At 71.4% G+C, this 14,265-nt stretch carries 11 protein-coding genes; 6 read left to right on the top strand and 5 right to left on the bottom strand.

Features of this window, described 5'->3' with window-relative positions:
* Window positions 1-2 precede the first annotated feature (2 nt).
* Both ACFQO7_RS24775 and ACFQO7_RS24770 read right to left on the bottom strand, forming a co-directional pair.
* A complete protein-coding gene (locus ACFQO7_RS24775; protein WP_376808613.1) occupies window positions 3-5,048 on the bottom strand; it encodes a Pls/PosA family non-ribosomal peptide synthetase in 5,046 nt (1,681 codons plus the stop codon).
* Between the two features lie 201 nt (window positions 5,049-5,249).
* Entirely contained in the window at window positions 5,250-6,668 is a 1,419-nt protein-coding gene (locus ACFQO7_RS24770; protein WP_376808612.1) for an aspartate aminotransferase family protein, read from the bottom strand.
* A 321-nt stretch (window positions 6,669-6,989) separates the two neighbouring features.
* Here ACFQO7_RS24770 and ACFQO7_RS24765 point away from each other — a divergent pair, with 321 nt between their 5' ends.
* A complete protein-coding gene (locus ACFQO7_RS24765; protein WP_376808611.1) occupies window positions 6,990-7,688 on the top strand; it encodes an LppX_LprAFG lipoprotein in 699 nt (232 codons plus the stop codon).
* Complete coding sequence (locus ACFQO7_RS24760; RefSeq protein ID WP_376808610.1) at window positions 7,678-9,267, top strand: MFS transporter; 1,590 nt, start codon at window positions 7,678-7,680, stop codon at window positions 9,265-9,267. The genes ACFQO7_RS24765 and ACFQO7_RS24760 overlap by 11 nt, the downstream gene beginning before the upstream one ends.
* 123 nt (window positions 9,268-9,390) lie before the next feature.
* Here the strand turns inward: ACFQO7_RS24760 and ACFQO7_RS24755 are convergent, their stop codons facing one another.
* Window positions 9,391-9,972 (bottom strand): HhH-GPD-type base excision DNA repair protein, encoded by a 582-nt coding sequence (locus tag ACFQO7_RS24755; RefSeq protein ID WP_376808609.1) that lies wholly within the window; start codon window positions 9,970-9,972, stop codon window positions 9,391-9,393.
* Window positions 9,973-10,092: 120 nt separating this feature from the next.
* On the opposite strand from ACFQO7_RS24755, the gene ACFQO7_RS24750 reads away from it, so the two are divergent.
* Window positions 10,093-10,323 (top strand): ribbon-helix-helix domain-containing protein, encoded by a 231-nt coding sequence (locus ACFQO7_RS24750; protein ID WP_360529955.1) that lies wholly within the window; start codon window positions 10,093-10,095, stop codon window positions 10,321-10,323.
* Window positions 10,310-10,657: a type II toxin-antitoxin system PemK/MazF family toxin gene (locus ACFQO7_RS24745; RefSeq protein ID WP_376808608.1), complete on the top strand. Its 348-nt coding sequence runs from the start codon at window positions 10,310-10,312 to the stop codon at window positions 10,655-10,657. The genes ACFQO7_RS24750 and ACFQO7_RS24745 overlap by 14 nt, the downstream gene beginning before the upstream one ends.
* Before the next feature lie 39 nt (window positions 10,658-10,696).
* On the opposite strand, the gene ACFQO7_RS24740 is transcribed toward ACFQO7_RS24745, so the two are convergent.
* Window positions 10,697-11,248, bottom strand: a complete 552-nt coding sequence (locus ACFQO7_RS24740) for a VanZ family protein (RefSeq protein WP_376808607.1) — start codon at window positions 11,246-11,248, stop codon at window positions 10,697-10,699.
* A gap of 62 nt (window positions 11,249-11,310) precedes the next feature.
* On the opposite strand from ACFQO7_RS24740, the gene ACFQO7_RS24735 reads away from it, so the two are divergent.
* Together ACFQO7_RS24735 and dtd are read left to right on the top strand one after the other, a co-directional pair.
* Window positions 11,311-12,771 carry a DUF7782 domain-containing protein gene (locus ACFQO7_RS24735; protein WP_376808606.1) on the top strand — a complete coding sequence of 487 codons (1,461 nt, stop codon included), beginning with the start codon at window positions 11,311-11,313 and terminating at the stop codon, window positions 12,769-12,771.
* A gap of 84 nt (window positions 12,772-12,855) precedes the next feature.
* Complete coding sequence (gene dtd / locus ACFQO7_RS24730; protein WP_376808605.1) at window positions 12,856-13,278, top strand: D-aminoacyl-tRNA deacylase; 423 nt, start codon at window positions 12,856-12,858, stop codon at window positions 13,276-13,278.
* A 91-nt stretch (window positions 13,279-13,369) separates the two neighbouring features.
* On the opposite strand, the gene ACFQO7_RS24725 is transcribed toward dtd, so the two are convergent.
* Entirely contained in the window at window positions 13,370-14,155 is a 786-nt protein-coding gene (locus ACFQO7_RS24725) for a sporulation protein (RefSeq protein WP_376808604.1), read from the bottom strand.
* Window positions 14,156-14,265 lie beyond the last annotated feature (110 nt).

Genomic DNA, 14,265 nt, shown 5'->3' with positions numbered 1-14,265 from the left:
GGCTAGGCGTCCCCGCCGGACGCGCTGTTCGGCGACGGGACGGTGCGGGCGGTGACCCGGCCACCGGCCAGGATCTGCATCATCACGTCCTGGCCAGCGGCGGAGCGGGTGGCGGGGCGCGGGGCGCGGCCCAGCGACTTGGCGACCGCGGGGCGTACGCCCCGACCGGCCGGTCTGCGCCCGCGCCGTCCGGCGGGCCGCCGCCGCACCGCGACGGTCACCCAGTGCTGCTCGGCGGCGCTGCCCCACTGCTCCTGGTGGAACCAGTAGCGCTGGCGGCCGTTCGGCGCGGCGCCGACCACCTGCAGCGGTTCCAGCAGCGTGTCCAGCTGCTCGAAGCGGACCTCGCCGTCGTCGCCGGCGCAGCGGGTGAAGGCCTCCTTCAGCGTCCACATCCGCAGCAGCTGCTCCCCCTGGTCGTCGGCCTCCATCAGGCGGGCGTGCTCGGCGGCCGACAGCGCCGTCCAGGGCAGCGACGTGTGCTCCCGGCCGGCCGGTTCGAGATCCACCCCGATGTCGTACGCGTCGGAGACCGCCACCGCGATCGCCGAGTCGGTCAGCGAGACGCTCACGTCGATGCCGGACAGCGGCCCGGACACGGTCAGCTTGCCGAATCCGCCGTAGTGCAGGCTCCAGTTGCGCGGCGCGACCTCGCCGTGCCACTCGATCGACAGGATCATGCGGACCAGCGCCCGGGTGACGACGAAGGAGCTGCGGCGCTCGTCCGAGCGCATGCTCGCGGCCTCGGCCCGCTCGTCCGCGCTGAGGAACTGGGCCAGGTCCTTCTCCCGCCGCCGGCACGCGGCCAGCGCGAACAGGGAGACCGCAACGCCCGCCGGACGCCGCCGCCGCGGCGAGGGGGTCGCCCGCAGCTCGGTGAGCAGGGCGCGGGCCGCCGCCCGCGAGCCGGCCCGGGGGCCGGACACGCAGGGCACGGGCCTGGTCCGGCGCGGCGCGGCGGGCAGCGGCTCGCACACCTGCCGCGCCGGGTTGCCGGTCCAGTCCTCGCCGTCGGGGATCTGCTCGCCCTTCATCAGGAAGGAGTGCAGTCCGAGCACCGCGTTCTCCCCGACGGTGACGCCGTAGTGCACGAACGCGTGGACGCCGATGGTCGCGCCGGAGCCGATCACGGTCGGCTCGGACCGGAACATGCCGTCCTCCTGCGAGTGGCATTGGATCACCACGCTGGAGTTCAGGCAGCAGTCGTCACCGATGGTCATCATGGTTCGCTCGGACATGTAGGCGCCGTCGTCGTACACCCGCTTGCCGATGCGCACGCCCAGCATGCGCCAGACCCACGGCCGGAACGGGGTGCCCGCGTACGGGACCGGCGCCTCCAGCTTCCACAGCCGCTCGATCCACCAGTAGTACGGGTCGTAGATGGAGCAGCGTCGCGGACGCAGCCGCTGGAACCGGCCGACGATCCGCTCCACGAGCACGCTGTAGAACAACTGGAACACCATCATGAAAACCGCGGCGGCGGGGACGACGAGCAGGCTCCATTCGGCGTACAGGTCGACCGCCGCGGCCAGCACCACGATGCCGACCGCGACCGGGATCCATCGGACCAGCAGGAACCAGGCCATGGTGCGCAGGTTGTACCGATCCTTGCGGGCCAGTTGCCGGCGCAGCGCGTCGCCGGTGGGGGGCTCGCAGCCGGACTCCCGCGCGACGACCCGGGCGATCGGGAAAGACGGGGAGCCGAGCAGCCCCGTGTCGTGGCGGATCGGCCCGTCGGTCGGCACCGTCGCCTTCGTCGCGTACAGCACGTTCTGGCCGACGGCGTGGTTCGCCGGGAAGGTCACGTCGTTGCCGACGAACGAGCGGGCGCCGACCGTGACCCGCGACATCGTGAACGAGGTGGTGGAGTAGTCGGCGTTCACCAGGGACAGCCCGTCGGACACCATCGTGCCGGTGCCCACGGTGCACAGGAACGGCGAGTCGAACTTGAACTCGATGCCGAAGTTCGAGCCAGTCTGCACCACCTGCTGCAGGTCCACGCCGATCCAGCGCAGGTAGTTCACGACGTAGGAGCTGTCGCCGAACAGGCGCATGAACAGCGCCGAGTTGGTCATCCCCGAGATGGTGGACTGCAGCCAGTAGCGGAAGCTGTAGAGCGGGTACACCGTGTCCGGCTTCCACAGCAGGTTGAGCAAGCGCGGGATGGTGACGATGAAGGCCAGGCCGAACAGCAGCGAACCGATGTAGAGCACCGCCGAGATGAGCACCAGGTCCAGGTAGATCATGCTGCTGATGGAGAACGGCCGGCCGTCGACCAGGCTGCGCAGCAGCGGCACCTGGGTGACCACCGCGACGAGGGCGCCGAACACCAGCGGACCGCGCGCGAGCACCAGGTTGGCGATCTTGATCCCGCTGTAGACGGTCTTGCGTAGCCAGCCGCAGCTGCGCGGCGGCACTGCGGGAAGCCCGGCATGTCCGGGCTGGGCCGGTATACCCTGCCAGCTCTCCCCGGCCGGCACGGCGTACCCCGAGGGCAGCGTCGAGGTGTGCCCGAGCCGGGCACCGTCGCCGATGGCGCAGTTGATGTCCAGTCCGGTGTGCTCGCCGATGATGACGTCGCTGCCGATGGTGATCCGGCCGGTCTGGATGTAGCCCGACTGGGCCCGGTAGCCGGTGAAGTGGCAGTCCTTGCGGATGACGGTGTCATCGCCGATGGTCAGCAGGTCGGTGCAGACCGGCATGACCGGTGACAGGATCACCACGTTGCGGCCGACCTTCGCGCCCAGCATGCGCAAATACCACGGGTACAGCGGGGTGCCGTAGAACATCAGCAGCCGGCTGGCGCCCACGCACATGCGCACGTACCAGAAGCGCAGGTAGGCCAGGCTCCATAGGGGGATCTCCTGCTCCTTCCAGCGCCCGATGAGCAGCCATTTCACGGCGACCGGGTAGAGGGCGAGGATCACGAAGCCCACGATGCTGAAGGCCGCCGAACGCAGGTACAGCTCAAGGTAGCCGTCGGCGCCGGCCAGGAAGATGATCGCGACGACGAGCAGGACGCCACCCATCACCGCGCTGCCCAGCCCCAGCACGAATTGCGCCACGCCGCAGGCCCAGTACTGCAGCGAGCTGGCCCGGCGGGTCTGGCGCGCCGGGACCGGCGCGGTGCGCGGCCGCGCGTTCTCGGCGGCGGCCGGGGCGACGGCGGCGGCCAGCGCCCGCACGGTGGGGTACACGTACACGTCGCGCATGGACACCGAGGGCAGGTCTGCGCGCTGCCGCACCTTGGCGCAGAAGCGCGCCATGAGCAGCGAGTCCGCGCCCACCTCCTCGAAGAAGTGGCTCTCCACCCCGACCCGGTCCACCCGGACGATCTCGGCCAGCACCTCGGCGTACCCCTGCTCGACGGGGGTGGCGGGTTCGGCCGCGGTGGGCGGGGCGGCCAGCCGCCGGTTGCTCGGCGGCGGCAGGCTCTTGCGGTCGGCCTTGTCGCTGGGCAGCATCGGGATCGCGTCGAGCTGCTCCAGGTACGACGGGATCATGTACCCCGGCAGCCGTTCCCGCAGCCAGGCGTAGATCTGCTGGCGGTCCAGCGCGACCGTGTCCTTGCGCAGGCTGTAGTAGCCGACCAGCTCGGTCACGCCCGGCTCGGGGCTGTGCGTGTCCACCACGGCCTGGGCCACGCCCGGCACCTGCAGCAGCACCGACTCGATCTCGGTCAGCTCGATGCGGTAGCCGCGGATCTTCACCTGGGTGTCGATGCGACCCAGGTATTCGATCTCACCGGCCTCGTTGACCCTGCCCAGGTCGCCGGTCCGGTAGATGCGCCCGGACGGGTTGTTCCTGATTTTCAGGAAGTCGGGGATGAAGGCGCGCTCGGTCAGGTCGTCGCGGTTGACGTAACCGACGGCCAGGCCGACGCCCGCGATGCCGATCTCGCCCAGCTCGCCCGGGGGCAGGGCGCGGGGCGCGTCGGGGTCGAGGATCACCGTGGCGTACGTGGGCAGCGGCAGGCCCAGCGTGATCGGCTTGTCCGGGTGCACCGGCGTCCAGGTCGCGGTGACGGTCGCCTCGGTGGGCCCGTACACGTTGAGGAAGCGGCGGTTCGGCCGATGCCAGCGGGTGACCAGGTCCTGCGGGCAGGCCTCGCCGGAGACCAGCAGGAAGCGCAGGTCGGGCAGGTCCTCGTCGAGGGTGGCCAGCAGCGTCGGCACGCAGCACATCGCGGTGACGCCGCGCGCGGTGAGGAACTCCCACAGGTCCCGGCCGAGCAGGCTGGCCCCGCCGGGTTTGGGCACCAGGGTCGCGCCGACCATCCAGGACACCCAGATCTCCTCGACCGAGAAGTCGAAGGCGATGGTCATGCCCTGGTACATCCGGTCCTCCGGGCGCACCCCGTACAGCTCGGCGGCGACCCGGACGAAGTTGACGATGGCGGCGTGCTCGACGGCGACGCCCTTGGGCCGGCCGGTGGAGCCGGAGGTGTAGATGATGTACGCCAGCTCGTCGGCGGGCTCGCCCCGCTCGTCGCCGGTCAGCCGCTCGTCGGCGGCGGCCGCCAGCTCGGCGGTGATCTCGTCGAGGCAGAGCACCTCGGCCTCGGCGACCTCGGCCAGGTGCTCGCGCAGGTGCGACACCGACAGCACCAGCCGCGCCCCGGAGTCGCCGACGATGTAGGCGAGCCGGTCGGCGGGAAAGCCGGTGTCCAGCGGCACGTACGCGGCGTGGATCTTCCCGATGGCGAGCATGCCGACGTACGACTGCACGGGCTGGTCGAACAGCAGCGCGATCCGGTCGCCGGGGCGGGCCCCGCGGCTGATCAGGTGCCGGGCCAGCCGGTTGGCGCGCGCGTCGAGCTCGTCGTAGGTGAGCGCCTCCTCGCCGGTGTCCACGGCGAGCTGCTCGCCCCGGCCGTACCGGCGCAGCCGGTCGCACTGCTGCTCGAACAGCTGGGACAACCGCTCGCCCGGCCGCCAGCGCGGCTCGTGTTCGTAGCCCGGGCAGGTCAGCACGAGACCTCCGTTGCGGCCGGGTTCGACGTCAGGGAACTCGGGAAGATCATTGACATCGAGGACGCGTGTGCTCATGGGCTTCTCCCTCCGCGGACGACAAGGACGGGTGAGCGGAACGGGCGGGCCGGTGGGGGCCTGTTCCGGGGAACGCGGGGTCCGCGGTGCACGGACCGCCGTGTTCGGGCGATGCGGGAGCCTTCCCGGCGGCCCCGCGCGGTGTGCGCGGGGCGCGCCGGTCCGCCGCAGCGCGGTCAGGGGCGCTGGAACGCCCCGTGCTCAGCCCATGCCGTCCGCACCGGCGCGCGAGGACGCCGGCTCGCTCGCCTCGGCGGCGCGGTACGACTCCTCGATGGCGTCGATGACGATGCCGCACGCGGTGTCGATGACCTCGGCGGTCACGTTCAGCGGCGGCAGGATCCGGATGACGCAGTCGTCCCGGCCGCCGAGTTCGACGATCAGGCCGCGGCGCAGCGCCCGGGACTGCACCTGGCGGGCCAGCTGCCCGGCCGAGCGCCCGTCGCCCGGGTCGGCCAGCTCCACGCCCCACATCAGGCCCCGGCCGCGCACCTCGCGGACCACCGGGTGGGCCCGCAGCTCGCCGAGCCGCTCGGCCACCTGCGCCCCGCGCTCGCGTACGTTGGCCAGGATCTGGTCGCGGTGCAGGATCCGGACCGCCTCCGCCCCCGCGGCGAAGGCGAGCTGGTTGCCCCGGAAGGTGCCGGTGTGCGCGCCGGGCTGCCACACGTCGAGCCGCTCGTCATACATGATCAGCGCGACCGGCGTGCCGATACCGGACAGCGCCTTCGACGCGACGATCACGTCGGGCTCGATGTCGTACTGCTCGAACGCGAACCAGGTGCCGGTGCGCCCGCACCCGGTCTGCACCTCGTCGACGATCAGCGGGATGTCCAGCGAGCGGGTCAGCGCCCGCACCCGCCGGACGAAGTCGCGGGTGGCCGGGATGACCCCGCCCTCGCCCTGCACCAGCTCCAGGATCACCGCGGCCGGCCGGGCGACGCCGCCGTTGGGGTCGAGCAGCGACTTCTCCAGCAGCCCTGCGCAGTTGGTCTCGCAGGTGTCCGGGCGCAGTCCCAGCGGGCAGCGGGCGCAGTAGGAGTACGGGTAGAAGTGCACGCCGGGCACGCCGTTGGCGATCGGGCGCTTCTGCGAGACCAGCCCGGAGGCGGCCATCGCGGCGTGGCTGCACCCGTGGTAGCCGCCCTGGAACGAGACGATGTCGCCGCGGCCGGTGGCCGTCTTGCAGAGCTTGATGGCGGCCTCGACGGCGTTGGCGCCGGTCGGCCCACAGAAGTGCACGCGCATGCGTTCGCGCAGGCCAGGGGCCAGCATGGACAGCTGTGCCTCGACGAACGCGTCCTTGGCGGGGGTCGGGAAGTCCAGCGCGTGGGTCAGCCGGCCCAGCTGCGACGTGACGACACGGACCAGCTCGGGGTGGTTGTGGCCGAGCGACAGCACGCCCGCGCCGGTGAGGAAGTCGATGAACACGTTGCCGTCGACATCGCGCACGAAGCTGCCGGAACCCTCGGCGATGGCGATGGGGATGTTACGGGGATAGGTACGCGCGTTGGACTCGCGGCGCTGCTGGCGCTCCAGCAGTTCGGCCGAACGGGGTCCGGGCAGGTCGCAGTGGACGGACGGCCCGGTCAATGCGTCAGGCTCGCTGAGCATCGTCATTGGTTCTCCTCAGGCAGGACACGGTGGTGCCGGGAGGCTCCACCTGGGCGAGCGGCCCTCGAACTCCGCCCGGAAGGTGGAGGACGACGCCATAACGATTACCAAATGAAATCGTTAGCTCACCCTCCGTGATGCTACCGAGCGACCGATAGCTTGCTCCGGATTTCAGAAGGTTCGTCCGGTCTGCTATGGACCGAAGGACGGATTCCGGTCCGGACCCCTGCGGGGGACTTCGCGAAACTGGTATAAGAAAGACCAGGTCAACACCTGTGCAAGCGGCGTGTCGGGCCCGGCGTGGCGGCCCCCACTACCATGCGCGTTATGTCCCGCACCTCGCACGCGCTCGCCGCGCTCGCCGCCCTGGCCCTCACCCTCACCGGGTGCACCTCCACAGCGGACGACAAGACCCTGCCCGCCGACCTGCCCGCCGCGCAGACCCTGCTGGCCGACGGGGCCAAGGCGATGGCCGAGGTCAAGTCCGCGCACTTCGTCATCGACGTCAACGGCAAGATCAGCGGGCTGACCCTCAAGCGCGCCGAGGGCGACCTCACCCAGGCGGGCTCCGCGCAGGGCACCGCCTCCATCGAGCAGTTCGGCACCGCGATCGAGGCCCAGTTCGTCATCGTCGGCACCGACCTGTGGCTCAAGGCCGCCACCGGCGGCTTCCAGAAGCTGCCCCTGGCCGCCGCCGCCACCGTGTACGACCCGTCGGCCATCCTCGACCCCAATCGCGGCGTCGCCAAGCTGCTCACCAGCATCAAGACGGCGACCACCAAGGCCAAGGAGACGGTCGACGGCAAGGAGACCTACAAGATCCAGGTCGAGCCCGACCCGGTCGTGCTGGCCGCGCTGATCCCGGGCGTCGGCGCCGGCGTCACCGGCGACATCTGGCTGGACGCCACCAGCAAGCAGCTGGTCAAGGGCGTGTTCACCATCCCGGCCAAGGGCAGCGACCCGGCCGGCACGGTCACCGTCACCTTCACCAAGTACAACGACCCGGTGACGATCAGTGCGCCCTGATCACGACGCCACGGGCGGCGGGGCGGTCCCCGCCGCCCCGCGGCACCGTCTCGCCGTCGGCATGGGCGCCCTCGCCGTGCTGCTCGGCGCGCTCGACGCGTACGTGCTGGTCTCGGTGCTGATCGACATCGTCAACGACCTCGGCATCCCGATCAACCACCTGGAGCGGGCCACCCCGCTCGTCACCGGCTACCTGCTCGGCTACGTCGCGGCGATGCCCCTGTTGGGCAGCCTCTCCGACCGGTACGGCCGCCGGGTCCTCATCCTCGCCTGCCTCGCCGCGTTCGCGGTCGGGTCCGTCGTCACCGCCACCGCGACCGACCTGGCCCCGCTGGTCGCGGGCCGGGCGCTGCAGGGCATGGCCGGCGGCGCGCTGCTGCCCGTCACCATGGCGCTGATCGCCGACCTGTTCCCGCCCGCCGCCCGGCCCGCCACCCTCGGCTGGGTCGGCGCGGCACAGGAACTCGGCGCGGTGCTCGGCCCGCTGTTCGGCGCGGCCGTGGCACTGTGGATCGGCTGGCGCGGCATCTTCTGGATCAACATCCCGCTGGCCGTGCTCATCGGCGTCGCCGTCTGGCTGCTGGTCCCGCCGCACCGCCCCGACCCGGACGCTCCCCCGCGACGCGTCGACGTCGTCGGCGGGCTGCTGCTCGCCCTCGTGCTCGGCCTGTGCGTGATCGGCCTGTACAACCCCGACCCCGCGCACGACGTGCTGCCGAGCTGGGGACCCGCCGTGCTCGCCGCGGCCGGTGTCGCCCTGGTCGCGTTCGTCGCCTGGGAGCGGCGTGCCCGCACCCGCCTGCTCGACCCGGCCGGCGTCGCCATGGGACCGCTGCTGGCGACGCTGGCCGCGAGCGCGTGCGCGGGAGCCGCGCTCATGGTCACCCTGGTCGACGTCGAACTCGTCGGGCACACCCTGCTCCGGCTGGACAGCCTGGACAGCACGCTGCTGCTCACCCGGTTCCTGGTCGCGCTGCCGGTCGGCGCGGTGCTCGGCGGGCTGCTGCTGCGGCGGCTCAGCGAACGGGCGCTCACCGTCGTCGGCCTGGCCGGCTCCGCCGGGGCGTACCTGCTGATCGCCGGCTGGCCCGCCGACCTGCTGGCCGCCCGGCACGAACTCGGCCCGGTCAGCCTGCCCCGGCTCGACACCGACCTGGTGCTCGCCGGGCTCGGCCTGGGCCTGGTCATCGCGCCGCTGTCGGCGCTCGTGCTGCGGATCGTGCCCGCCGCCCAGCACGGGGTGGCCTCGGCCGCCGTCGTGGTCGCCCGGATGATGGGCATGCTGCTCGGCGTCGCCGCGCTGACCGCCTGGGGCCTGCACCGCTTCCAGGAGTTCACCAAGGACCTGCCCACGCCGCTGCCGTTCGGCATGACCGAGGACGAGTTCCGCCGCGCCCTGGCCACCTACCAGACCGCCCTCGACGCCGCCTTACGCGCCGAGTACCGCGAGATCTTCCTCGGCACCGCCGCGATCTGCCTGCTCGGCGCCCTCGCCGCCCTCGGCATGCGCCCCCGCCGCACCCCCACGCCACCCACCCCCGCCCCCGCCGACACCGAAGCCCTCCTCGACAGCGTCTAAAGCGAAGGAAGGGCACCTTCTTATCGGTATACGTTCGGTATACGTTGTGGAAGGTGCCCTTCCTCACTCTTCAGGTCTGTGAGCTGGGATGACGGCGGCTCGGCGCCGGCCGGGGTGGGCGCGTCAGGACTTGGCGGCCTTGGCCTCGGCCTTCATCTGCTTCTTGAACTCGCGGACCTTGGCCAGCGAGGCCGCGTCGCGGATGTCGGCGACCGAGCGCAGCGAGCCCTCCTCGCCGTACACCCCGGCCGCCTCGCGCCACCCCTCGGGCTGCACGCCGAACTGCTTGCCCAGCAGCGCGATGAAGATCTGCGCCTTCATCTTGCCGAAGCCGGGCAGCGCGGACAGCCGCTTGAACAGGTCCTTGCCGTCCTTGGCCCCGGTCCAGATCTTCGCGGCGTCGCCGTCGTACTCGTCGGCGACGGCGCGGGCGAGCTTCTGCGAACGCTCGGCCATCGAGCCGGGGAAACGGTGGATGGCGAGCGGGGTCGCGTACAGCTCCGCGAACGCGGCCGGGTCGTAGTCGGCGATCTGCGCCGGGTCGAGCCGCTGCACGCCCATCCGTTCGGCCAGCCGGTACGGCCCGACGAACGCCTTCTCCAGCGGGATCTGCTGGTCCAGCAGCATGCCGAGTACTCGCGCAAACGGGTCATTCAGGAGGAGTTCATCCGCCGCGGCATCCTGTGCCAACCACAACTTCGCCATGGTCACAGGATCTCAGAATCCGACACGGGCAACCCACACGGCTCGGCGTATTCGCCGCAGCCGTACCCTCGGTAGCAACGCCAGTAGCATCGATCGACCCCTCCGGGTAGCATCGAATCCATGAAACTGAGCGTCAGCCTGCCGGCGGAAGACATCGAGTTCATCGATGACTACGCCGACCGCCGGGGCAGCGCGTCTCGGTCTGCGGTCCTGCACCGCGCCATCGACCTGCTGCGGGCAAGTGAACTCGAAGACGCCTACGCGGCGGCCTACGACGAGTGGGACGCCGGCGAGGACGGCCGGTTGTGGAGCGCCACCGAAGGCGACGGGCCGGCAGATGCAGCGCGGTGACGTGTACCTGGTCAACCTCGACCCGGCCCAGGGATCCGAGTCCAACAAGGTCCGGCCCGCGGTTCTCGTGGGCAACACCGTGGCCAACCGCACCGCGGAGCGAAACGGCCGCGGTGTCGTCACGCTCGTGCCGGTGACCTCGAACACCGAACGGGTCTACCCGTTCCAGGTGCTGATCCCGGCGGGTGAGGCCGGGCTGAGCCGCGACTCGAAGGCCCAGGCGGAACAGGTCAGGTCCGTCGACTTCGTCCGCCTCCGCCAACGGCTCGGCAGCTTACGCCCCGAAACGCTGAGCAGGCTGGACGCCGCGCTCCGCGTACACCTGGATCTGTAGCTCCGGATTTGCCGGGCATCTGGCGGAAAGTGACCTTGGTCAGGCCGGGACGGCCACCCGCGCGCGGGACCACCAGGGGCGGGTGACCAGGCCGCCGAGCAGGCAGCCGACGGCGTTGACCAGGACGTCGTCGACGCTGCACACCCGGTTGGCGACGAACAGCAGCTGGGTCACCTCGATCGCCAGCGAGCAGGCCGCCCCGAGCAGCAGCAGCCGCATGGGCGAGGCGACCGCCGCGAACCGCACCGGCGCACCCGCCCCGAGTGCGAAGAACACCAGCAGGTTGCCGCCGATCTGCGCGACCACCCACGGCAGCGGCATGGTGAACTGCTGACCGAGGTCGCTCAGCGGCACCAGGTACAGCATGGTCGTGTCCGGCGGCACCTGCTGCGGCGTCATCGTCATCCACACCCAGGGCAGCGTGCCGAGCACCATGGCGCCCTCGGCCAGCGACCACCGCCACGCGAGGCCGCGCGGCACGCCCGCCCGCGACCGGTGACGGACCAGTCCGGCGACGACGAGCAGGGTCAGGGGCACCAGCGCCGCCGTCGTGATCAATACGGTGTGCCAGTGCGCCCATACCTGTGCCATGCGCAGCAGGTTAGTGCACACGTCCCTGCACCGTGCGCCGCGCGTTGGTGCACGATGTCAGGGTGCAGACGCTGCTGGATACCGCTGACATCGATCATCTGCGAACCGCGCTGACCGGCGCCGGGTTCACCGCCTCGGGCATCGCCGACCGGCTGGGGCCGCAGGCGTCGGCCGACGCGGGCCGCAGCGACTTCCGGGCCGCGCTGCGGATCACCGGTTCGGGTGATCCGCTGGACACCCTGATCCGGCTGTTCATCTGCGGGCAGACCGAGCCGGAGGCCGCCGTCGCCGCCGCGCTGGCCCCGCTGCCGGTCGCCGCGGCCCGCGCGGCCGGGCTGGTCGTGCTCGCCGACGGCGGGCTCGCGGCGGGCGTCGACCTGGAGCCGTACGGCGACTGGTGGGTCCTTTCCGACCTGCCCGCCCAGCCGGGCCGCCAGCTGCCCGCCGACCACGTGCTCGGGGTGGGCGGCGCGTCCACGACGCTGGCCGGCGCGACGGTGCGCACCCCCGTCGGCACCGCCCTCGACCTCGGCACCGGCTGCGGTGTGCAGGCGCTGCACCTGAGCACACACGCGCGCGCCGTGACGGCCACCGACCTGTCCCCGCGCGCGCTGCGCTTCGCCGCGACGACGGCCGCGCTCAACGGCATGAGCTGGGAGCTGCTGCAGGGCGACATGCTCGCCCCGGTCGCCGACCGCCGGTTCGACCTGGTGGTCAGCAACCCGCCGTTCGTGGTCGGGCCCGGCCTGGCCACCCACGTGTACCGCGACTCCGGCCGGGCCGGCGACGACGTCTGCGCCGAGCTCGCCGGGGCCGCGCCGACGCTGCTCAACGAGGGCGGCACGCTGCAGTTCCTGGCCAACTGGGTGCACGTCAAGGGCGAGGACTGGGAGGACCGGGTCGCGAGCTGGTTCGCGGGCACCGGCATGGACCTGTGGGCGATCCAGCGCGAGGTCAGCGACCCGCTGGACTACGTACGCCTCTGGCTGGCCGACGCGAGCGAGAAGCACGACGCGTTGCGGGCGGCCGAGTGGCTGGACTGGTTCGCCGCGCACGGCGTCGAGGCGATCGGCTTCGGCCTGGTCACGGCCCGCCACAGCGACAAGGCCGACCCGTCGGTCGTCTGCGAGGACCTGCGCCAGCAGGTCCAGCCCCCGCTCGGCGACCGCGTCACGGAGTGGTTCTCCCGCCGCGACTGGCTCGACGCCCGCAACCGTGACCAGCTCCTGTCGGCCCGCTACCGCCGCGTCGACGGCCTCCAGCTACGTCAGGAGGCCACCATGGGCGACGACGGCTGGATCGTCGACCGCCAGCTGCTGGCCATGCCCGAGGGCCTGCGCTGGGTCGAGGAGATCGACCCCCTCATCCTCGCCCTGGTCAGCGGCTCCAACGGCGACCTCCCCCTCCACGACCAGATCGCCCTCCTGGCCACCGCCCACGAAGCCCCCACCGAAGCCCTGGCCGACGCCCTCCTCCCCGTCCTGGACCACCTGGTCGAACGCGGCCTCCTCCTCCCCACCTGAGGGGTTGATCATGAACTTATGGCAAGGTTCGACGGTGTGTCGTCGGCATAACTTCATGATCGAAGCGATGGGAGAGAGGTGCCGGTGCGCGCGGTAGTGCAGACGGTGAGCCGGGCCAGCGTGACCGTGGACGGCGAGGTGGTCGGGGAGATCAAGGACGGGCTGCTGGTCCTGCTGGGGGTCACGCACAGCGACACCCAGGCCACCGTCGAGACGATGGCCCGCAAGGTGTACGAGGTGCGCCTGCTCGACGGCGAGCACAGCGCCTCGGACGTCGGCGCGCCGCTGCTCGTGGTCAGCCAGTTCACGCTCTACGGCGACGCCCGCAAGGGCCGCCGCCCCACCTGGCAGGCCGCCGCCCCCGCCGAGGTCGCCGAGCCGGTGTTCACCGCGTTCGTCGAAGCGCTCCGCGCCCGCGGCGCCACCGTCGAGACGGGACGTTTCCGCACCCAGATGCTGGTGGAGTCGGTGAACGTCGGCCCGAACACCCTCATCCTCGACCTCTGACAACGGGAGCCGACCACCCCGGTGATCATGAACTTATGGCAGCGACCCGCCGTCGAGCCGTGCCATAAGTTCATGATCAACGCAGGAAAGGTCAGAAGAGGGGGCCCTTGCGGGCGGTGGATTGGGTGAGCCAGTCCTGCAGGAGGCCGCGCCAGTCGGTGTCGGCGATGGTGGCGGGGTCGACCGTGAATCGGCCGAAGATGTCGCGGTCGGCGAGCGGGCCGACTTTTCTGTCCAGTTCCATCACGACGTGCAGCTTGCGGTCGGTGGCGACGAAGGTGACCTCCAGGTTGCGCAGCTGGGCGGCGTACGCCGAGCCGGGCAGGAACTCGATCTCCTGGTAGAAGGGCAGCGTCTGGGGCAGGCCGCGCAGGCGGCCCTTCTCCATGTGCGCCTTCACGAACTGGAAGCCGAGCTTGGTCAGCGCGTCGAGGATGTGCTGCTGCGCCGGCATCGGCTCGATCTCGACCGGGTCCAGGTCGGTGCGGTCGACCGCACGGGCGACCTCCAGCTCGGTGCGCAGGCCGACGTTCATCCCGGCGATCGGCTGCCCGAAGGCGCGGGTCAGCGGCGTCTCCAGCGGCACGTCGCAGGTGATGTCGAATATCCGACGCTCCCGCGCGGCCAGCGTGAAGCCCTCCACCACCTTCTGCCGGCTGATCTCTCCGGTGGACTGGTCACCGAGCAGCCCACCCTGCACCCCGACGTCGGTGACCAGCGCCAACGCGATGTATCCGATCGATACCTGGTGATCACCACCGGTGACCTCGACGGTGCCGGTGAGCTTGCCGCCGGGCTTGGCCCGCGACACCGTCAACTCCGTCCGCACGGACGGCCCGCCGACCCCGAACATGCGCATCAGGCGCTTCACGACCACACGTCCCTCCCCTGTCCGCCCCATCGTGGCAGATTCACGAAATCGTCTCACCGCCGTCTCACGCGCCATACACCAAGCTGTCCAGTACACAAGGCGACACGGGGAGGACA

The sequence above is a fragment of the Catellatospora aurea genome (assembly GCF_042663325.1).
Lineage (GTDB): Bacteria > Actinomycetota > Actinomycetes > Mycobacteriales > Micromonosporaceae > Catellatospora > Catellatospora aurea.
The sequence above is the reverse complement of the archived record's forward strand: the minus strand, read 5'-3'. Positions and strand labels throughout refer to the sequence as shown.